Below are 18,930 nucleotides of genomic sequence, written 5' to 3'. Positions count from 1 at the left end.
TCCTGGGTTGGCCGCAGGCCGACGACTCAGGCAACGATCGTCCGACGGGCGTAGAGGCCACCGCGAGTCCTGTTGCTGATTCGGCACGCTGTTCTGGGATCTCAGGGGCGTTTATTTGAATCCGGGCCTGTGCCTGACGGGTTCCCGTCGATCTACGGCTGATCGAAGGTCCAGACGAGCACAACCTGCTCCTCTTCCGGTACGCCCCCGGCGCGGCGGTAGGTCGCCAGTGCCGCCGCATTGTCCTCGCCCGTGATCGTCCACACGCCGTAGCAGCCGCGTTCGCGCGCCAGGTCCGCAAGCGCCGACACCAAGGCCCGGCCGAGACCGCGCCCGCGGAACGACTCGTCTACGCCCAGCTCATAAAGGAACATCTCGGTCCCCTTGTCCGGATGCGTCATCTCGACACCGGTGACCATCCCTGCCGGGACGTCGTCCACGTAGCCGATCAGGAGGTGGTGGCGCTCGTCCGCCAGGAACCGTTCGGTCGCCTCCTGCCGGGGGCTGGTGTCAAACAGGTGCCCGGCGGCTTTGACGGCCTCGACGTGAGAGATGCGACGGATCTCCATGCGGGGAGCCTGACAGGTTCCGGCATCGAGGGCCGGTCATTTCACCACCGGAGCCCTCCGGCCCAGGGTTCGGTGGTGTGCCGACATGGCCGCCGTGCGACGGCGCGGGTCAGGTGCGCAGGTCGGCGACGTAGGGCTGATGGGCCAGCAGGCCACCGTCTATGCCGAGGACTTGGCCGGTGATGTTGGCCGCCTCGTCGGAGGCGAGGAAGACCACGGCGGCCGCGATGTCCTCCGGGGTTCCGAGCCGGGGGGTGAGGCTGTGGCGGAGCATGACCTCCCGTACGGCGCCCCGAACCGCCGTGTCGACGGCCGGGGTTGAGACATAGCCGGGCGTGATGGCGTTGCAGCGTACGCCCTGCTTGCCGTACTGGGTCGCGGTCGACTGGGTCAGGCTGATGACGGCGGCTTTGGAGGCGCCGTAGGCGGGGTTGCCCAGGTCGCCGGCCAGGCCGGAGACGGATGAGGTGTTGATGATGGAGCCGCCCCCGCGCGCGATCATGTGCGGGATGGCGGCCTGAGTGGCGACCATGGTTCCGCGGAGGTTGATCCGCATGGTCTGGTCCCACACGTGGGGATCGGCGTTGAGGATGGGCAGGTCACTGCGGGCCGCGAGGCGGGTGGCCGCGGCGTTGTTGTGCAGGATGTCCAGACCTCCGTAGCTGTCCACGGTCGTCTGCACCATCGCGCGTACGGAAGCGATGTCGCCTAAGTCGGCATAGAGCGCCGTCGCCTCCCCTCCGGCTTCCCCGATGAGCCGGGCGACGTCCTCAGCGCCTCGGAGGTTGAGGTCGGCTACCACGGTCCGTGCTCCCTCGGCGGCCACGCGCCGAGCGGTTGCCGCCCCGATGCCGGAGGCACCTCCGGTGATGACGGCGATCTTGCCCTCGAGCATGTCCATGGTGAACTCCCTTTGAGCATGTCCATGGTGCACTCCTGGGTTCATATGAGTGTTTTCCCTGCCTGACTGATCAGGGGCGCTCGCGGCGTCGTCCGTTCGGAGGGCGTACGGATGCACGCGGAGGCGGGCGGTTGTGACCCCCGGGACGACGGACGCAGCCGGGCACCACGGGCCTCGTTCGCGTGGTAGGCGATCACGGGCGCCATGCCCGGGCGGGCATGCAAGAGCCCGGCGGCGCCGTGCTGCCGTCGGGCTTCCGGATCTCATCCTGCATCTCGTCTGCGTGCGGACATGCAGTCCCCGGTAGTCCTTCTCGATTTCATGGGTCCCAGCCGTCGCTGAGGGCTATGAGATCGAGTGGATCTGCCGGGGGCCTAGCCAGAGCCGAGAAGTGGGTCACTCGCGCGCCAACGGACGTCTCCGCCGACGGTGCGGCTCGCTCCGGTTTTCTGGTGTATTGCCATTTTCCTCCCGATTTGCCGAGAGTCAATGCCTGCACAGCCCCCTTTCGGCGAGATCCTCACAGCGGCCGGGGCCCGCCTCGGCCCCGGCCGGAATCTGTGATGAGCAGGCGCTCGGGCGGAGGGAGCGAGCCATGGTGGGTGAGCCGATGAATCCCGGTGATCAGGACGCGGTCTGGCGAGTGCGAGGCCGGCCCCTCGTGGGCGGGGCACCGGGCGGGCCGCTGCGTGGCGTACGCGTGGCGGTCAAGGATTTGTACGCCGTGGCCGGTCACCGGGTGGGCGCGGGAAATCCCGCGTGGCTGGCCGAGGCGTCCCCGGCGACCGAGCACGCCTGGGCCGTACGGACCCTGCTCGAGGCGGGCGCCGACATCGCCGGTATCGCGCAGGCCGACGAGTTCGCGTACAGCCTCGGCGGCACGAACGCGCACTACGGCACGCCTCCCAACCCCGCGGCCCCGGGCCGGGTGCCCGGCGGCTCCTCCAGCGGCCCCGCGAGCGCGGTCGCGCTCGGGCAGGCGGACGCCGGTCTCGGCAGCGACACCGCCGGATCCATCCGCGTGCCCGCCTCCTACTGCGGCCTGTACGGGATGCGGCCGACCCACGGGGCGGTGCCCGTCACCGGCATGCTGCCGCTGGCCCCGCGCTTCGACACCGTCGGGTGGCTGGCGCGGGACGCCGTGACGCTCGCCCGGCTCGGCGACGTACTCCTGCCGCCCGCTCCGCCGGACCTTCGCCCGCTCCGCCACGCGCGCGTGGCGACGGACCTGGTCGGGCCCGCCGACGAGGCCGTATGCGACGCCTTCCGCCCGGCGGTCGCTGCGCTCGCCGACCGCGCGGGGCTGCGGCTCGAGGAGACGCCCTCGCTGAACGACCCGGTGGGTGGTCCGCCGGCCGGCGAGCGGCGGAACTGGGCCGCGGCGTTCACCACGGTTCAGGGCGCGCAGGCCTGGGAGTGCGACGGGGCCTGGGTCAGCAGCCACCCGGGCGCGCTCGGCCCCGGGGTGGCGCAGCGCTTCGAGCGGGCCGCCGGGATCACCCCGCAGGCCCGGGCCGCAGCCGAGGAAGTCCTGCGCGACGCGGCCCGCGTCGTGCGCGACGCCGTACCGCCCGGCACCGCGCTGCTCCTGCCCGCCGCGAGTGGGCCCGCCCCACTGCCCGAGGCCGACAGCGCGCGTAAGGCAGCCACCCGCGCGGCGACCGTACGGCTGACCTGCCTGGCCTCCCTCGCGGGTCTGCCGTCCATTGCCCTGCCGCTGATGTGGGTCGACGGGCTGCCCGTGGGCCTGTGTGCGGTAGCAGGGCGCGGCAGCGACCGCGCCCTGCTCGAGCTCGCACTCACGCCCGCCCCTGCCGGGGAGCTCTGACAGGGCTGACAGGGACGACAGGGCTGACAGGGCTGACAGGGGTTTCGACCGAACGGACACCAAGGGCAGGACCCCGGCTCCTCAGCCCCTTCGGCTACGCCGTATGGCGCGCGTGACGACCGGAGGCAGAACGTCGGCGGCCACGCGGCGGGCGAGGGAGCGGCGGCGCGCCGGCGTTCCCGAGGAGGCCGCCGCAGGAGCGGATGCGGTGCCCGTCGGCGCCGCGGCACCGTCGGACGCGCGCGTGGACGCGGGCGCGGGATCGTCGGCGAACCGGGACCGCGGGACGGCCGGAGCCTTGGGGCGGCCCGAGAAGCGCAGGATCCGCTGTCCGGCGATCTCCTGGATGCTGATGCTGATGTCGCCGCGGCTGCGCGCCTCCGCGAGCAGCTCGTCCTGCACCGGCTCGGGGTCGTCCCACGTGCCGTACAGCTTCTGCGTGCTGAGGCAGATGGGCCGCAGTCCGCGGTTGAAGACGGCCTCCCAGGTGGCGGCGGCCACGCCCGGGGTGTGCTCGGAGCGGAAGTCGTCCATCACGACCAGGCCCCCCGGCACGAGCGCCTGCCGGGCCACGGCGACGTCCCCGGCCACGTGCTCGTACAGGTGCGAGGCGTCGATGTGCACGAAGCGGCAGCTGTCCTCGTCGATCCGCTCGGTCAGCACCGAGGTGGGGCCCTGGATGACCTCGGGCAGCTCGTCGTGGAAGGCCAGGTAGTTCTGCTCGAAGGCCACGCGCGTGAGGGTGGAGTACGACTTCCTGGACTCGGCCGCGTTGTTCTCGTCGGGCGCGGGGCCGTCGAAGAGGTCACAGACCGTGAAGCGCTCGCCCTCGCGTACGAAGCTCCCGGTGAAGATGGCGCTCTTGCCCAGATAGACGCCCATCTCCAGGAGGTCGCCGCGCTCGCCCCTGTGCTCCTGGCGCGAAAGGAGCGAGGCGAAGAGCACTTGGTCGAGGCTGGGGAACCACCCCTTGACGTCGTTGAACTGGCGGGGGCGCTGTTGCTCTGCACTGGCGAGGGTTGCCGTCATGGGTGCTGTCCTCGGGTGGCGGGGCGGGGCTTCGGGCGTAAACGGCCGCCACCCTAGGTGTCGAAAAGCGTCAGCCAGCCGTACCTCGTGTGTCTTTTGTGTGCCCGTTTTCGGCCAAGCACTCTGTGCGGGGACCGTGCAGGCTCTGTCAAGGCGTTGCCAGGCGGCTGTGCGTCGCCCATCGGGTGACTGTGAAGGGGCTGTCAGGGAGCTGTGAGGGCTATTTCTCGGGCAGACTCTCCCACGCCTCACCCTCTCCGAACAGCTCGTAGCCCTTCTCCGCCGCGATCTCGGCCGCATGCGCCCGGCTGCGCACGGGCACCTCGTGTCTGCGGCTCCTGACCGTTGGCTCAGGGCCGTCCTCCTTCTCCGTCGCCACGATCTTGTACGTCTCGTAGACGACCTGTCCGGGCTCCTTCTTGCTCCAGACCACGTGCATGCTGGTTCCCATCGGGCTCACTCCCCGGCGGACGAGTCCCCTGGTTTCAGGTTCTCACCTGGAGAGGTCCTCGGCGCGTGCGAAGGTGACCGTATGGAGTCAGCCGCTGCCGCGCAGCGCCTGGCAGGGCGGGCCGCAAGCCCCTCAGGCGCGGGTCGCAGGCCCCTCAGGCGCGGGTCGCGCGCAGGGAGTACATCAGGGGGATGCGCGGGCCGTCCTGCGGGAGACGGAAGAGGCCGTCCTCACCGCGCCGCATGGCGGGAAAGCGCTGGAACAGTGTCACGTCGTGCTCGTGCAGGAACTCGATGCGCAGCCCGGCCGCGGCGAGAGCCGAGACGACCTCGCCGACCGGATGCTGCCACTCGACGCTGCGGTTGTTCACGGTCGGCGCGCTGAAGTCGGTGTACGTGCCGGGGGTCTCGTCGACCCACGGGTCACGGCTGAAATAGTCGTAGGCGATGCGTGAGCCGGTCTCGTCGTCGAGGGCGTCCGTGAGCGGATGGAACTCGGCGAGGTAGAGGAAGCCGCCGGGGGCGACGAGGGAGGCGGCGACCTCGGCCCAGCGGGGGATGTCGGGCAGCCGGCACAGCGCTCCCACGCCCGTGTAGACGATGTCGTACGAGGGGTCGGGGGCGGCCTCGGCCGCGTCGTAGACATCGGCGGCGACGAAGGCGGCGCGGTCCGGTGACAGACCGAGGTCGGCGGCGAGCTCGCGGGCGGTGTCGACGGCCGACTCGGAGAAGTCGAGGCCGACGACCGGGCCGGCGCCCCGGCGCGCCCAGGAGAGGGTGTCCAGGCCGATGTGGCACTGGAGGTGGAGGAGGGACTTGCCGGTGACGTCACCGACCTCGGCCGCCTCGAAGTCGCGGATCGTGTCCCTGCCCTTGCGGAAGCCGTCCAGGTCGGAGAAGTCGCTAGCCGCGTGTATGGGAACCCGCTCGTCCCACATCGCGCGGTTCGCCTCGCGCCAGTCGTCGAGGGTGTCGGCGCTGCCGGGGGTGCCAGCGGCGCCGGAGGCGTTGGAGGCGTCGAGGCCGTCTGGGGTGTCCGGGTGGTCGGCGGCGCCGGGGCCGTCGGGTCTGTGCATGGGACGGGAGGTTATCCACAGGCTGGGGGCCTCGCCACCGCGTTGTCGGCCGGGCCCCGCAGAATGGATCCATGACTGACGAGACCACGGGGCCCGCGGGGTCCACGCGATCCATGCCGGACTGGGAGAAGCGCTTCAGGGCACCGCGGGTGGGGCTGCCGGACTGGGCGGAGGACGCACCCGACCGCTCGCTGTTCGTGTCGAATGCGACGGGGACCTACGAGCTGTACGCGTGGGACCGCGCCACGGGCGCGCAGCGACAGGCGACGGACCGGCCGAACGGCACGACGGACGGCGTGCTGTCTCCGGACGGCGCGTGGATCTGGTGGTTCAGCGACACGGACGGTGACGAGTTCGGGGTGTGGCTGAGGCAGCCCTTCGAGGGCGGGCAGGACGAGCCCGCAACTCCCGGGCTCGAGCCCTCGTACCCGGCGGGTCTCGCGCTCGGCCGGGACGGCACGGCAGTCGTCGGCAGGTCCACGGACGAGGAAGGTTCGACGATCCACGTCATACGGCCTGGTGGTGGCGGGCCGGTGGAGATCTACCGGCACCGGCAGTCGGCCGGGGTGGGCGATCTCTCGTACGACTCCGCGCTGATCGCGATCGAGCACACCGAGCACGGCGACGCCATGCACTCGGCGCTGCGGGTCGTCCGGCTCGACGGAACGGCGGTCGCCGAGCTGGACGACACCAAGGGCGGCATCGAGGAGCTGGGGCTGTCCTGCCTCGGCTTCGCGCCCGTCGACGGGGACTCGCGGATGCTGGTCGGGCACCAGCGCGGCGGCCGCTGGGAGCCGATGCTCTGGGACCCGGTGACGGGCGAGGAGACCGCCCTGGCCATCGACCTGCCGGGCGATGTCGGCGCGGACTGGTATCCGGACGGCTCGGCGCTGCTGATCGAGCACAGCCACCAGGCGCGCAGCGAGCTGTGGCGGTACGAGCTCGCCACCGCCGAGCTGATACGGCTGGAGACCCCGGCGGGGACGGTGTCTGGCGCGGCGGCGCGCCCCGACAGGTCGGTCGAGTACCTGTGGTCCTCGGCGGCACTTCCTCCGGCCGTCCGGTCGACGACGGGACGGACGGTCCTGGACCCTCCCGGCTTCAAGGCCCCTGGGTCCGTGCCGGTCACGGACGCGTGGGTGGAGGGACCGGGCGGCCGGGTGCACGCGCTCGTGCAGAAGCCGGAGGGCGAAGGGCCCTTCCCCACGGTGTTCGACATCCACGGAGGACCGACCTGGCACGACAGCGACGCCTTCGCCGCCGGGCCCGCGGCCTGGGTGGACCACGGCTTCGCGGTCATACGGGTCAACTACCGCGGCTCGACCGGGTACGGCCGGGAATGGACGGATGCGCTGAAGCACCGGGTCGGGCTCATCGAGCTCGAGGACATCGCGGCGGTGCGCGCGTGGGCGGTCGGGTCGGGGCTCGCGGACCCGGCGCGGCTGGTGCTGGCGGGCGGTTCGTGGGGCGGTTATCTGACGCTGCTCGGGCTCGGCACGCAGCCGGACGCCTGGGCGCTGGGCCTGGCAGCCGTACCTGTCGCGGACTACGTCACCGCGTACCAGGACGAGATGGAAGCGCTGAAGGCGATGGACCGCACGCTGCTGGGCGGCACGCCGGAGGAGGTGCCGGAGCGGTTCGAAGCGTCGTCACCGCTGACGTACGTGGACAAGGTGCGGGCCCCGGTCTACATATCCGCGGGCGTGAACGACCCGCGCTGCCCGATACGCCAGGTGGAGAACTACGTCCGGAGGCTGGAGGAGAGGGGAGTGCCGCACGAGGTGTACCGGTACGACGCGGGGCACGGGTCGCTGGTGGTGGAGGAGCGCATCAAGCAGCTGCGACTGGAGATCGACTTCGCCGAGCGCCACCTCTCGCCTCCGGCGCGGTAGGGGGAGCGGCGTCGGCCCCGCGCCGGGCGCGGCCGATGCCGCGTCCCTGCGCGGCGGCCGCGCGCGTCTGCGCCGCTCGGGGCCCGCGCCGCGAACCGGCCCAGGCCCGTGCCTGCGACGTGAGCGGCCCCGGCACGCAACGTGAACCACCGGGCGTCGTGAGCCATCGACCTGCATCGCGAACCCGGCTCGGGCCTGGGACGTGAACCGGCCCGGGCTGCGTCGCGAACCGGCCTGGCCCAGGACGCGAACCGGCCCGGACCCGCGACGTGAACCGGCCCCGGCGTCGTGAGCCACCGGGCCCGCGTCGTGAGCCACCCCCGACCTGCATCGCGAACCGGCCCAGCCCCGCGCCGCGAACCGGCCCAGCCCCGCGCCGCGAACCGGACCGGGCCTGCGTCGTGAAACCGCGCAGGCGTCGTGAACCGCCGGGCCCGCGTCGTGAGCCGCAGCGCCCGCGTCGTGTGGTGCTCCGGGCCTGCGTCGTGAACCGGCCCGGGTCTGCCGCCGCGGGGGCGGCCTGCCGCCGGGTCGCTGTGTGGCCCCTGCGGGCCTGGGGCGTTTGCGGGGGCCTGTCTTCAGGCGAGTTGGTTGCTCTCCGATGGGCGCTTCGCCGGGGAGTGGGGCGACGCCGGATCATCCGGGGGCATGGCCTCGCCATCGGCCGGCAGGCCCAGGGCGAGATCGCGCTGGGCCTCCGCCTCGCGGCGGACGAGGCGGAACCACATGAAGACGACGAAGCCCGCGAAGACGAACCACTCGCCGGTGTAGCCGAGGTTCTGGAAGGCCTTGAGGTCGAGGCCGCTGCCCTGGGCGGCGACCGGGGGCACCGCGCGCAGCGCACCCGGTGTCTCGCCTTCGGGGAGGGTGACCCAGGCGTCGTGCACGGGGTACGGCACGAGGTTGACCAGGGAGGCGGCGCTGATCAGACCGACCTGGCCCTGGGGGAGGCCGCCACCCGCGTGGGCCCCGTCGGTGCCCTGGTTCTCCGATGCCTGGAGGGAACCGGTCACGGTGACCTCGCCGCGCGGCGGAGCGGGCACGCGGGCGCGGTCCGCCGCGACATCGGCGTCCCCGGGCAGCCAGCCGCGTACGACGGGCAGCACCTTGCCGCCCTCCGTGTGGAGCAGAGTGAGGACGTAGAAGCCGCGCGTGTCGTCCAACTCGCGGTCCGGGACGAGAAGTTGCTCGTCGTCGTAGTGACCGGTCGCGGTGGCGAGCCGACCCGATGTCTCCTTGGTGACCGGCAGAAGGCCGTCCAGCGGCTCGGCGGCCGCCGTGGCGTGGGCGCTCTCGTCCCGCTGCTGTTCCTGGTGCGAGTCCACCCGCGCCTCGAAGCGCCCGAGCTGCCAGCTGCCCATGAACAGGCAGAAGGGCACGCCCAGCACGACGAAGAGATTGATCCCCCACCAGCGGGGCGTCAGCAGGAACCGGTACACACCACCACGGTACGGGCCCCCGGCCGGGCGGCCCCCGCCGGGGGTGGGCGCATGGGCGGCCGGGACACACCGCGTACCGCGGGCGCACACGGCGCGCCGCCACGGATGGTGGACGGATGGAGGGGAGTCCCGGCCTGCGGGGCGGGCCTTGATGGCCGACCCGCCCCGCGCTCCTCCCCTCCCGAGGTCTCACGGAGTCGGTCCGCCGCACGGGGCGCCGCACCGCGCTCAGGACACCGCCGCTCGGCACACCCCGATCAGGAAACCGCGCTCAGGAACTCAGGAAACCCTGCTCGGCACACCCCGCTCAGGACGCCTCCAGGGCTCCCGTGCGGTAGATCGTGCCGGCACAGGCGTTGTTGATCGTGGCGCTCGCGGCAGCCGGGTCGCCCGCCTGCGGTGTGTGGCTGAGCTCGACGCTGCCCGAGGGCTGGGTACCCGGGTCGTCGTCGGCCGTCTCCGCCGCGGGCTCCGCACCCGGCTCGCCCGCGCTGCCCGAACTGCCCGGGTCCGGCGAAGCCCCAGGGTTCGGGCAGCCGCCCGAGCCCTCCTCAGCCGGTATCCAGGCGAACTTGATCTCGTAGGCCACTCCCGGCTGCAGGATCACCTGCTCCGGCGCGGTGGCCGGGTCGGGCAGTCCGGTGGCCGCGTCTCCCGCCGTGTGGTCGACCACGCTGATCCGGCTGCCGTCGGCACTCCCCTGCGCCGCCGCGAGGACGAGCCCGCCGCCATCGACCGCGCACGTCGCGCCCGAGGTGTTGGAGACGCGGAACGAGCCGTAGAACGTGCTCGCGCCGTCCATCGTGCCGGGTGAGGCGACGCCGCTGGTCAGCTGGCTGCGGGCGCAGACGGGCGAGGTGGCGGCCATGGTCTCGGACGGGTCGGCCCCGCTCCCGGCCGTGCTGCGGCCCGGCTGCTTGGACGTGCCGCCCTCCTTGCCGCTCTTGCCGTCCTTCTCGCCGCCCTTGGTGGCCTTCCCGGACGGCTCCCGGTCCTTCGCGCCGTCCTCCTCGTCGGTCATGGCACCGCCCGCGACACCTCCGTGGGCCCGCTCGCCGTGCCCGGCGTTTGCAGGGCGGTCCTCGGTGACGCCGCCGGTCTGCGCGACATGGACCAGCGCGGGCACGGCCGTGCCGACGAGCAGCACGGCGGCCGCAGCGCCGACCAGCGCTTGCCTTTTGCGGGCGCGCCGGGCCGGGATGGCGCGCCGCAGGTGGTCGAGGGCGGCGGGCGAGGGCTCGAGTTCGTCGACGGCGGTGTGCAGCAGCCGCCGCAGCGCGTCCTCGTCCACCCGCGATCCGTCGTCCGGTCCGTTCATGTACAAGTCCTCGTCCGGCCGTTCGTCCGAACCAGACGATCCACCCGAACCAGACGAGCCGGACTGACGACCGGACTCACCGGCCGGACCGGACTGACCTTGCAGGTCGCCCAGTTCCCGCAGGTCGTTCAGCTCCCGCAGTTCGTGCAGCAGACCGTCCAGCCCCTCAGGGCCGTCAGGTCCGTTGTGCTTCTCGCTCATGCCGGGGCCTCCATGGCGACGCGAAGCGCCGCGATCCCCCGCGAACCGTACGCCTTGACCGAGCCGAGCGATATGCCGAGCGTCTCGGCGACCTGCGCCTCGGTCATGTCGGCGAAGTAGCGCAGCACGAGGACCTCGCGCTGCCTGCGCTGCAGACCGCGCATTGCCTTGATCAATTCGTCGCGCTCCAGCTGTTCGTACGCCCCCTCCTCGGCGCTCGCCATGTCGGGCATCGGCTTGGAGAGCAGCTTCAGCCCGAGGATGCGGCGGCGCAGCGCGGAGCGGGAGAGGTTGACGACGGTCTGCCGCAGATAGGCGAGGGTCTTCTCGGGCTCGCGGACCCTCTTGCGCGCGGAGTGCACGCGGATGAACGCCTCTTGGACGACGTCCTCGCAGGAGGCCGTGTCGTCGAGGAGGAGGGCCGCGAGACCGAGCAGCGACCGGTAGTGGGCGCGGTAGGTCTCGGTGAGGTGGTCGACTGTGGTGCCCGCGGTCATCGCGTCGTCAGAGCCCTCGCGCTGCGACGGAATACGGGTGGGGGGCACGGCGGGCATGGGCGCGATCACCGGCATGCCACCGGTCGCGCGGGGACGGATCGGACGCAGAACCGCCGCGCCGCCCCCATGAGTCGCTGCAATGCCGAAAACCTCTGCCACGCCTGTTGGACACACTTCCCCCCGTCAGGGTTGTACGCGCGAGCCACCGCTTTTGACGACGGATTAAATGCCCCCATGCGCACCATTCTTTCTTGAATGCCCCATTTGTCACAGCGACTCTGATCGACGGCAGCAAAGACGCTCCCCGCCCAACTGCCGGTTGCAGTAGGCGGGGAGCGAAATAGTCGAACAGACCAAGGCCGCAGATCAAGTGGTACGGACCAACGACTTGCTCACACAATCTTCACAGACGCGGTGAAGCGGCCGCGGATCTTCTCAGGCCGCGGCGAACTCGGACGCGACGAGTTCCGCGATCTGGGCGGTGTTCAGCGCCGCCCCCTTGCGGAGGTTGTCGCCGCACACGAAGAGCTCGAGCGCGTTCGGGTCGTCCAAGGAGCGCCGCACCCGGCCCACCCAGGTCGGATCCGTACCGACGACGTCCGCCGGCGTCGGGAACTCGCCCTCGGCCGGGTTGTCGTAGAGCACCACGCCCGGCGCGGTGGAGAGGATCTCGTGCGCCTTGGCGACCGTGACCTCGTTCTCGAACCGCGCGTGCACGGTCAGCGAGTGCGTGGTGATCACGGGCACCCGGACGCAGGTCGCGGTGACCCGCAGGTCCGGCAGCCCCAGGATCTTGCGGGACTCGTTGCGGACCTTCAGCTCCTCGGAGGACCAGCCGTCGTCCTTCAGCGAGCCCGCGAAGGGAACCACGTTGCAGGCGATCGGCGCCGGGTACGGGCCGAGCTCGCCGACCACACGGCGCACGTCACCGGGCTGCGTGCCCAGCTCCGTACCGGCGACCTTGGAGATCTGCTCGCGGAGGGTGTCGACCCCCTCCTTGCCCGAGCCGGAGACCGCCTGGTACGAGGAGACGATCAGCTCGCTCAGCCCGAACTCGGCGTGCAGCGCGCCCAGCGCGACGATCATCGAGAGCGTCGTGCAGTTGGGGTTGGAGATGATGCCGCGCGGGCGGACCCGGGCGGCGTGCGCGTTCACCTCGGGCACGACCAGCGGCACGTCCGGGTCCATCCGGAAGGCGCCGGAGTTGTCGACGACGACCGCGCCCTTGCCCGCGGCCACCGGCCCCCACTCCGCCGAGACCTCGTCCGGCACGTCGAACATCGCGACGTCGACGCCCTCGAAGGCCTCCTCGCTCAGCGCGATGACCTCGACCTCCTCACCGCGCACGGTGAGCTTCTTGCCGGCCGAGCGCGGCGAGGCGATGAGCCGGATCTCGCCCCAGATGTCGGCGCGTTCCGACAGGATGCCGAGCATGACCGTGCCGACGGCGCCGGTGGCGCCGACGACGGCGAGGGTGGGCTTGGGCGCCGGCGCGGGTGCGGCGCTCACCGGCCCGTACCCCCGTACACGACGGCCTCGTCGGAGTCGCTGTCGAGACCGAAGGCCGTGTGCACGGCGCGGACGGCCTCGTTGACGTCGTCGGCGCGGGTCACGACGGAGATCCGGATCTCCGAGGTGGAGATCAGCTCGATGTTGACCCCGGCGTTCGACAGCGCCTCGAAGAAGGTCGCGGTGACGCCCGGGTTGGTCTTCATGCCGGCGCCGACGAGCGAGATCTTGGCGATCTGGTCGTCGTAGCGCAGCGCCTCGAAGCCGATGGCGCTCTTCGCCCGCTCCAGCGCGTCGATGGCCTTGCGGCCCTCGTTCTTGGGGAGGGTGAAGGAGATGTCGGTGAGGCCGGTGGAGGCCGCCGAGACGTTCTGCACCACCATGTCGATGTTGATCTCGGCGTCCGCGATGGCCCGGAAGATCGTCGCTGCCTCGCCCGGCTTGTCCGGGACGCCGACGACCGTGACCTTGGCCTCGGACGTGTCGTGGGCAACCCCCGAGATGATCGCCTGCTCCATCGGCTGGTCCCCTTGTCCGTGCGATTCGTGCGGCTCGTTGCTGACCCACGTGCCGCGGAGGCCGGAGAACGACGACCGCACGTGGATCGGGATGGTGTATCGGCGTGCGTACTCCACGCACCGGTGCAGCAGCACCTTGGAGCCGGAGCTGGCGAGCTCCAGCATGTCCTCGAACGAGATCCAGTCGATCTTGCGGGCCTTCTTCACGACCCGCGGGTCGGCGGTGAAGACCCCGTCGACGTCGGTGTAGATCTCGCACACCTCGGCGTCCAGCGCGGCGGCCAGCGCCACCGCGGTGGTGTCGGACCCGCCCCGTCCGAGGGTGGTGATGTCCTTCTTGTCCTGGGACACACCCTGGAAGCCGGCGACGATGGCGATGTTGCCCTCGTCCAACGCGGTCCTGATACGGCCCGGCGTGACGTCGATGATCCGCGCTTTGTTGTGGACGGAGTCGGTGATGACTCCCGCCTGGCTGCCGGTGAACGACTGCGCCTCGTGTCCGAGGTTTTTGATCGCCATCGCCAGCAGCGCCATGGAGATTCGCTCTCCGGCGGTCAGCAGCATGTCGAACTCGCGCCCGGCAGGCATCGGAGATACCTCCTGGGCGAGATCGATCAGCTCGTCCGTCGTGTCACCCATCGCCGAGACCACGACGACCACCTGGTGGCCGGTTCGCTTGGCTTCGACGATCCGCTTGGCGACGCGCTTGATGCCCTCGGCATCCGCAACGGAGGAGCCGCCGTACTTCTGCACGACAAGGCCCACGTGCGCTCCTCGCAACTCTGTCTTTCCGGGGACCCGAATCAGGATCCTTCGGTCGGCTCAGTCTAACGAGCAGGCGGAATGAACTACCCCTGTATCACATCGTGAGACGCAATGCTCACTACGTGATCACCGAAAGAGCTCTCAACCGCCGTGCCCGCTCCGCGATGGCCCCTGCCCGCTGCCGGGCGAGGCACACGGGAACGTAATTCAGTTCACACGGACCGGGTGCTCGCCGCGGGCGCTGACGGGTGCTGATCGGTGCTGGTGAGCCGCTGATGGAGGCGGGCGGGTACGACCAACGGGTACGGCCTGTGGCTGCGGCCCGTGGGTACGGCCGCTGGCTACCGGCGAGCCGGCTTCAGCCCCAGCGGGGCGGCGATCTCGGCGGCCATCACGCGGCCCGCCTCCTCCTCGAGCGACCCGTCGTCCGCCGCCGCGGCCTCGTCCGTGTCCAGGCCGTCGAGCTCGTCCAGCGGGCTGTCCGTACGGATGTGGGCCAGCAGCGACTGGAGGGCGCGGAGCGCGGCCGACGCGGTGGGGCCCCAGTTGGAGAAGTAGGAGAACTGCCACCACCACAGGGCCTCGGTGACCCGGCCCGCCCGGTAGTGGGCCATGCCGTGCCGCAGGTCCGTGATGATGTCCGCCAGGTCGTCGGAGATCCGGCAGGCCACGGGCGCGCTGCGCGGCACGTACGGGTCGAAGACCTCGGAGTAGACGTCCGCGGGGTCGAGCAGGGCGGCGAAGCGCTCGCGCAGCTCGTCGACGTCGTCCGGCTCCGGGCCCGTGTCCGCCTCGTACCGCTCGTCCGGGACGATGTCCTCGTGCGCACCCAGCCGGCCGCCCGCGAGGAGGAGCTGGGACACCTCGAGCAGGAGGTACGGGATCGCGCTGCCGGGCTCGTCGCCCTTCGCCACTTCCGTGACGGCGACGATGAAGCTCTCGACCTGGTCGGCGATCTGCACCGCGAAGTCGTCCGGGTCCTGTTTGGCGTCGTGGAGCGTGGCGTCAGACATCGAGAAGTCGTCTCCCTTCGAAGGCACGGCCCAGCGTGACCTCGTCGGCATACTCCAGGTCTCCCCCGACAGGGAGCCCGCTGGCCAGTCGCGTGACCTTCAGTCCCATGGGCTTGACCATGCGTGCGAGGTAGGTGGCCGTGGCCTCCCCCTCGAGGTTCGGGTCGGTGGCCAGGATGAGCTCGGTGACGGTGCCGTCGGCGAGCCGGGCCAGCAGCTCCCTTATCCGGAGGTCGTCCGGGCCCACGCCCTCGATGGGGCTGATCGCCCCGCCGAGTACGTGGTAGCGACCGCGGAACTCACGGGTCCGCTCGATCGCGACGACGTCCTTGGGCTCCTCGACGACACAGATCACCGCCGGGTCGCGGCGCGGGTCCTGGCAGACCCGGCACCGCTCCTCCTGCGCAACGTTTCCGCAGACGGCGCAGAACCTGACCTTGTCCTTCACCTCGGTCAGCGCGTGGGCGAGCCGACGGACGTCGGCGGGCTCGGCCTGGAGGATGTGGAAGGCGATCCGCTGCGCGCTCTTGGGACCGACGCCGGGCAGCCTGCCCAACTCGTCGATGAGGTCCTGGACCACGCCTTCGTACACGGAACGCCGTCTCCTTCTTCTTTCCCGCTACGTACGCTAGTTGATCCGTTCTAAGGACCGGATCAGTACGGGCTCACAGGGCTCGGCACGCTCGCACGCCCTCGCCGCGCTCACACGCTCTGGCGCCCTCGCGCTCACGCTCAGAAGGGCAGTCCCGGCATGTCGCCGAGGCCCTGGGCGAGCGGGCCCAGCTTCTGCTCCTGGAGTTCCTGCGCGGCGCCGGTCGCGTCCCGTACGGCCGCGAGAACCAGATCCGCGAGGGTCTCCGTGTCCTCAGGATCCACGGCCTTCGGGTCGATGACCAGGCCCTGGAGCTCTCCGGTACCGGTCACTGTGGCCTTGACGAGGCCGCCGCCCGAGGAGCCCTCGACTGGGGTCTCGGCCAGTTCCTGCTGGGCCGCGGCGAGGTCTTGCTGCATCTTCTGGGCCTGCTGCAGCAACTGCTGCATATCGGGCTGCCCACCACCGGGAATCACGGCTTCGCTCCTGGCGTTCGACGACTTTCTTCTTTCTTCGGTAGCCCGAGCCTACGTGCTCCGGGGACCCCGCGCCGTACGCCGTGCGGAGGAGTCGGCCCGGCGGGGTCGCCTGCTATGGGGCGGGGGTTGGGGGCGTATGTGTGGGCGTGCGGAGGGCGTGCGTGAGGCCGCGGCCTTGGTGGCTGAGGCGTGCTCTCAGGGGTTGCCGGGCTGCCGGTTACGCGGTGTGGCGAGGCGGTGGCGTAACGGGGCAGCGGCGTAGCGGGGCAGCGGCATAGCGGCCCCTATTCGCTCGTGTACTCCTCGAGGACCGTCGCGCCGAGTTCGCGGACGATCAGGTCGTGGCCGCTCAGGGCCGTGTCGTCGAGGTCCGGGTCGTCCTCGGCGGGCATGTCGTCCTCGGGCGCGACCGGCGGGGGCTCCGGCTCGCGGTGGGGCTTGGCCTCGGGGCGAGGCCTCGGCTCGGGGGCCGAAGCCTGAGCCGCGGGCCGCGCGGCGGGGGCGGGGGTGGACTGGGGCGCCGCGGGCCGTGCGGACGGGGGCGGCTGCGGGGCCGGAGCGGAGGGCCGCGGCCCCGCGGGCGCACCGCCCTGCGCGGCCGCGCCGCCCGACGGGTCGACGATCGCCTCGATCTTCCACTGCACGCCGAGCGACTCGCTGAGGGCCTGCCGCAGCACGTCCTCGCTGCCGCCGCCGACGAAGCTGTCCCGTGCGCCCGCATTGGAGAAGGCGAGCTGGAGGGTGGTGCCGTCGAACCCGGCGACCTGGGCGTTCTGGCTCAGCAGGATCCATGTGAAGCGGCGCCGGTTCTTGACCGCCTCGAGGATGTCGGGCCACATCTGCCGGATCTGCAGGGCACCCTGGGCGGGGCCGCCTGCAGCGGGAGAAGGGGTGGGAGCGGGCTGAGTCGGCTGGGCGGGCCGACCCGACTGGGCCGCGGGCGCACCGGACCCCGATGCACCGCCCGATGATGCCCCACTGCCACCAGGCCACGCGCCCGGCCTTTGTCCGCCCGCTCCTGCAGCACTGCCCGCCGGAGCCCCCGCAGTCTGCGACCCACCGGCAGGCCACGCGCCGGGCTGCGCTGCGGCGTTGTCGCCCCCAGTACCGCCTGCCTGTTGCGACGCCTCCCCGCCCGGCGCACCGCCCGACTGTGCAGGGGCCGACTGCGCACGCGCAGGCCACGCGCCGGGCCGCATCCCCGCACCGCCGCTCGGACCGCCGTGCCCGGCGGGGCCGTCAGCGGGCCCCGCGCCTGGCCACGCGCCGGGCTGTTGGCCGCCCGGGCCTTCAGCGCCCTCACCGCCCTGGCCGCTGGGTTGCTGCCCCGCACCAGGAGAAGCCCCGGCCGCCGGAGTCCCCGGCTGCGCGCCCGCGGGCCAGGCCCCGGCCTGGGCTCGCTGGGCGGCCTGACCAGCCGCCCCGGCATCGACAGGCGGCTGTGCTTCCGGGCCGGCCGGAGGCTGCGCCCCCGCCGCAGCCGCCGCCCCGCCCGCTGTCGCGCCGCCCGCCGCCCCGCCACGCGGTGGCAGAGCCGCGCGGGCCGCGGCCGGGCCCGTAGGACCGGCGGCCGCCTGGGGCGGTGCGGCGTGAGCGTCCGGCCCCGGGACGTACCCCATGGCGGGACCGGCCCCCGCCCCTGACAGGCCGCCCGCGAGCGCGGCGCCCCGCTCAAGGCGGTCGAGCCTGGCCTGTACGGAGCGCTCGTCGTCGAAGGCCGCGGGCAGCAGCACGCGCGCGCAGATCAGCTCCAGCTGCAGCCGCGGCGACGTCGCGCCACGCATTTCGGTCAGCCCCTCGTTGACCAGGTCGGCCGCCCGGCTCAACTCCGCCGCGCCGAAGACCGAGGCCTGGGCCTGCATCCGCTCGATCACGTCCACAGGGGCATCGATCAGCCCCTTCTCCGCCGCGTCGGGCACCGCAGCGAGGATCACCAGGTCGCGCAGCCGCTCGAGCAGGTCGGCGACGAACCGCCGCGGGTCGTTCCCGCCCTCGATCACCCGGTCCACGACCTCGAAAGCCGCGCCGCCGTCCCCCGCCGCGAAGGCGTCGACGACTCCGTCGAGCAGCGACCCGTCGGTGTACCCCAGCAGCGCCGTCGCCATGGCGTACGTCACGCCGTCCTCGCCCGCGCCCGCCAGCAGCTGGTCCATGACGGACATCGAGTCACGTACGGACCCGGCCCCGGCCCGTACGACCAGCGGCAGCACGCCGTCCTCGACCGGGATCGCCTCGCGCTCGCAGACCTCGGCGAGGTAGTCGCGCAGGGTCCCGGGGGGCACCAGGCGGAAGGGATAGTGGTGCGTACGCGACCGGATCGTCCCGATGACCTTCTCGGGCTCGGTCGTCGCGAAGATGAACTTCAGATGCTCCGGCGGCTCCTCGACCACCTTCAGCAGAGCGTTGAACCCCGCCGAGGTGACCATGTGCGCCTCGTCGATGATGTAGATCTTGTAGCGGCTGGAGGCGGGCCCGAAGAAGGCCTTCTCGCGCAGCTCCCGGGCGTCGTCCACGCCGCCGTGCGACGCCGCGTCGATCTCGATCACATCGATCGACCCGGGCCCGTTCCGCGCCAGGTCCCGGCAGGACTGGCACTCACCGCAAGGCGTGGGCGTCGGCCCCTGCACACAGTTCAGACAGCGGGCCAGGATCCGGGCGCTTGTCGTCTTGCCGCAGCCGCGCGGCCCGCTGAAGAGATACGCGTGGTTGACCCGGTTGTTCCGCAGCGCCTGCTGCAGCGGACCGGTCACGTGCTCCTGCCCGATGACCTCGGCGAAGGTCTCGGGGCGATAGCGGCGGTACAGCGCAAGGGACGACACGCCTACGACGATATCGGCCCCCGCCGACAACCGGC

Annotated in this window: 16 protein-coding genes; 2 read left to right on the top strand and 14 right to left on the bottom strand. The window is 71.9% G+C overall.

Going from position 1 to position 18,930, the window contains the following annotated elements; all coding sequences use genetic code 11:
• Positions 1–152: 152 nt before the first annotated feature.
• Together ACTWQC_RS16075 and ACTWQC_RS16070 are read right to left on the bottom strand one after the other, a co-directional pair.
• Entirely contained in the window at positions 153–569 is a 417-nt protein-coding gene (locus ACTWQC_RS16075; RefSeq protein WP_443316357.1) for a GNAT family N-acetyltransferase, read from the bottom strand.
• Positions 570–678: 109 nt separating this feature from the next.
• On the bottom strand, positions 679–1,470 hold the full coding sequence (locus ACTWQC_RS16070; RefSeq protein WP_443316356.1) for an SDR family NAD(P)-dependent oxidoreductase: 792 nt from the start codon (positions 1,468–1,470) through the stop codon (positions 679–681).
• 595 nt (positions 1,471–2,065) lie between these two features.
• On the opposite strand from ACTWQC_RS16070, the gene ACTWQC_RS16065 reads away from it, so the two are divergent.
• Positions 2,066–3,298 carry an amidase gene (locus ACTWQC_RS16065; protein ID WP_443316355.1) on the top strand — a complete coding sequence of 411 codons (1,233 nt, stop codon included), beginning with the start codon at positions 2,066–2,068 and terminating at the stop codon, positions 3,296–3,298.
• 81 nt (positions 3,299–3,379) lie between these two features.
• On the opposite strand, the gene ACTWQC_RS16060 is transcribed toward ACTWQC_RS16065, so the two are convergent.
• The 3 genes from ACTWQC_RS16060 to ACTWQC_RS16050 all read right to left on the bottom strand — a co-directional run bounded on the left by ACTWQC_RS16060 (position 3,380) and on the right by ACTWQC_RS16050 (position 5,715).
• Positions 3,380–4,327, bottom strand: coding sequence for a class I SAM-dependent methyltransferase (locus ACTWQC_RS16060; protein ID WP_443316354.1), 948 nt, complete (start codon positions 4,325–4,327; stop codon positions 3,380–3,382).
• Between the two features lie 220 nt (positions 4,328–4,547).
• Positions 4,548–4,778, bottom strand: a complete 231-nt coding sequence (locus tag ACTWQC_RS16055; protein ID WP_443316353.1) for a hypothetical protein — start codon at positions 4,776–4,778, stop codon at positions 4,548–4,550.
• 154 nt (positions 4,779–4,932) lie between these two features.
• The gene (locus tag ACTWQC_RS16050) at positions 4,933–5,715 is read right to left on the bottom strand and encodes a class I SAM-dependent methyltransferase (protein ID WP_443316409.1); all 783 of its coding nucleotides are present in this window, start codon (positions 5,713–5,715) and stop codon (positions 4,933–4,935) included.
• 209 nt (positions 5,716–5,924) lie between these two features.
• On the opposite strand from ACTWQC_RS16050, the gene ACTWQC_RS16045 reads away from it, so the two are divergent.
• On the top strand, positions 5,925–7,745 hold the full coding sequence (locus ACTWQC_RS16045; RefSeq protein WP_443316352.1) for a prolyl oligopeptidase family serine peptidase: 1,821 nt from the start codon (positions 5,925–5,927) through the stop codon (positions 7,743–7,745).
• Between the two features lie 578 nt (positions 7,746–8,323).
• On the opposite strand, the gene ACTWQC_RS16040 is transcribed toward ACTWQC_RS16045, so the two are convergent.
• The 9 genes from ACTWQC_RS16040 to ACTWQC_RS16000 all read right to left on the bottom strand — a co-directional run bounded on the left by ACTWQC_RS16040 (position 8,324) and on the right by ACTWQC_RS16000 (position 18,895).
• Positions 8,324–9,184, bottom strand: coding sequence for an SURF1 family protein (locus tag ACTWQC_RS16040; protein WP_443316351.1), 861 nt, complete (start codon positions 9,182–9,184; stop codon positions 8,324–8,326).
• A gap of 307 nt (positions 9,185–9,491) precedes the next feature.
• Positions 9,492–10,703 carry a hypothetical protein gene (locus ACTWQC_RS16035; RefSeq protein ID WP_443316350.1) on the bottom strand — a complete coding sequence of 404 codons (1,212 nt, stop codon included), beginning with the start codon at positions 10,701–10,703 and terminating at the stop codon, positions 9,492–9,494.
• Positions 10,700–11,275, bottom strand: a complete 576-nt coding sequence (locus tag ACTWQC_RS16030) for a SigE family RNA polymerase sigma factor (RefSeq protein ID WP_443316349.1) — start codon at positions 11,273–11,275, stop codon at positions 10,700–10,702. Before ACTWQC_RS16030 ends, ACTWQC_RS16035 begins: the two co-directional genes overlap by 4 nt.
• 360 nt (positions 11,276–11,635) lie before the next feature.
• Complete coding sequence (locus ACTWQC_RS16025; protein WP_443316348.1) at positions 11,636–12,709, bottom strand: aspartate-semialdehyde dehydrogenase; 1,074 nt, start codon at positions 12,707–12,709, stop codon at positions 11,636–11,638.
• On the bottom strand, positions 12,706–13,992 hold the full coding sequence (locus tag ACTWQC_RS16020) for an aspartate kinase (protein WP_443316347.1): 1,287 nt from the start codon (positions 13,990–13,992) through the stop codon (positions 12,706–12,708). Before ACTWQC_RS16020 ends, ACTWQC_RS16025 begins: the two co-directional genes overlap by 4 nt.
• Before the next feature lie 341 nt (positions 13,993–14,333).
• Positions 14,334–15,005 carry a DUF5063 domain-containing protein gene (locus ACTWQC_RS16015; protein ID WP_443316346.1) on the bottom strand — a complete coding sequence of 224 codons (672 nt, stop codon included), beginning with the start codon at positions 15,003–15,005 and terminating at the stop codon, positions 14,334–14,336.
• A complete protein-coding gene (gene recR / locus ACTWQC_RS16010) occupies positions 14,998–15,597 on the bottom strand; it encodes a recombination mediator RecR (RefSeq protein ID WP_443316345.1) in 600 nt (199 codons plus the stop codon). The genes ACTWQC_RS16015 and recR overlap by 8 nt, the downstream gene beginning before the upstream one ends.
• Before the next feature lie 140 nt (positions 15,598–15,737).
• A complete protein-coding gene (locus tag ACTWQC_RS16005) occupies positions 15,738–16,073 on the bottom strand; it encodes a YbaB/EbfC family nucleoid-associated protein (protein ID WP_443316344.1) in 336 nt (111 codons plus the stop codon).
• Positions 16,074–16,360: 287 nt separating this feature from the next.
• On the bottom strand, positions 16,361–18,895 hold the full coding sequence (locus ACTWQC_RS16000; protein WP_443316343.1) for a DNA polymerase III subunit gamma and tau: 2,535 nt from the start codon (positions 18,893–18,895) through the stop codon (positions 16,361–16,363).
• Positions 18,896–18,930: the final 35 nt, after the last annotated feature.

Source organism: Streptomyces sp. 8N616 (assembly GCF_052246385.1).
Lineage (GTDB): Bacteria > Actinomycetota > Actinomycetes > Streptomycetales > Streptomycetaceae > Streptomyces.
Note: the sequence above shows the minus strand (reverse complement) of the source record. Positions and strands in the feature narration are given on the sequence as shown.

Excerpts from the sequence above, each read along its gene's own strand:
- ACTWQC_RS16075 (WP_443316357.1), bottom strand. The coding sequence starts at position 569 with ATGGAGATCCGTCGCATCTCTCACGTCGAGGCCGTCAAAGCCGCCGGG.
- ACTWQC_RS16070 (WP_443316356.1), bottom strand. The coding sequence starts at position 1,470 with ATGGACATGCTCGAGGGCAAGATCGCCGTCATCACCGGAGGTGCCTCC.
- ACTWQC_RS16065 (WP_443316355.1), top strand. The coding sequence starts at position 2,066 with ATGGTGGGTGAGCCGATGAATCCCGGTGATCAGGACGCGGTCTGGCGA.
- ACTWQC_RS16060 (WP_443316354.1), bottom strand. The coding sequence starts at position 4,327 with ATGACGGCAACCCTCGCCAGTGCAGAGCAACAGCGCCCCCGCCAGTTC.
- ACTWQC_RS16055 (WP_443316353.1), bottom strand. The coding sequence starts at position 4,778 with ATGGGAACCAGCATGCACGTGGTCTGGAGCAAGAAGGAGCCCGGACAG.
- ACTWQC_RS16050 (WP_443316409.1), bottom strand. The coding sequence starts at position 5,715 with ATGTGGGACGAGCGGGTTCCCATACACGCGGCTAGCGACTTCTCCGAC.
- ACTWQC_RS16045 (WP_443316352.1), top strand. The coding sequence starts at position 5,925 with ATGACTGACGAGACCACGGGGCCCGCGGGGTCCACGCGATCCATGCCG.
- ACTWQC_RS16035 (WP_443316350.1), bottom strand. The coding sequence starts at position 10,703 with ATGAGCGAGAAGCACAACGGACCTGACGGCCCTGAGGGGCTGGACGGT.
- ACTWQC_RS16030 (WP_443316349.1), bottom strand. The coding sequence starts at position 11,275 with ATGCCGGTGATCGCGCCCATGCCCGCCGTGCCCCCCACCCGTATTCCG.
- ACTWQC_RS16015 (WP_443316346.1), bottom strand. The coding sequence starts at position 15,005 with ATGTCTGACGCCACGCTCCACGACGCCAAACAGGACCCGGACGACTTC.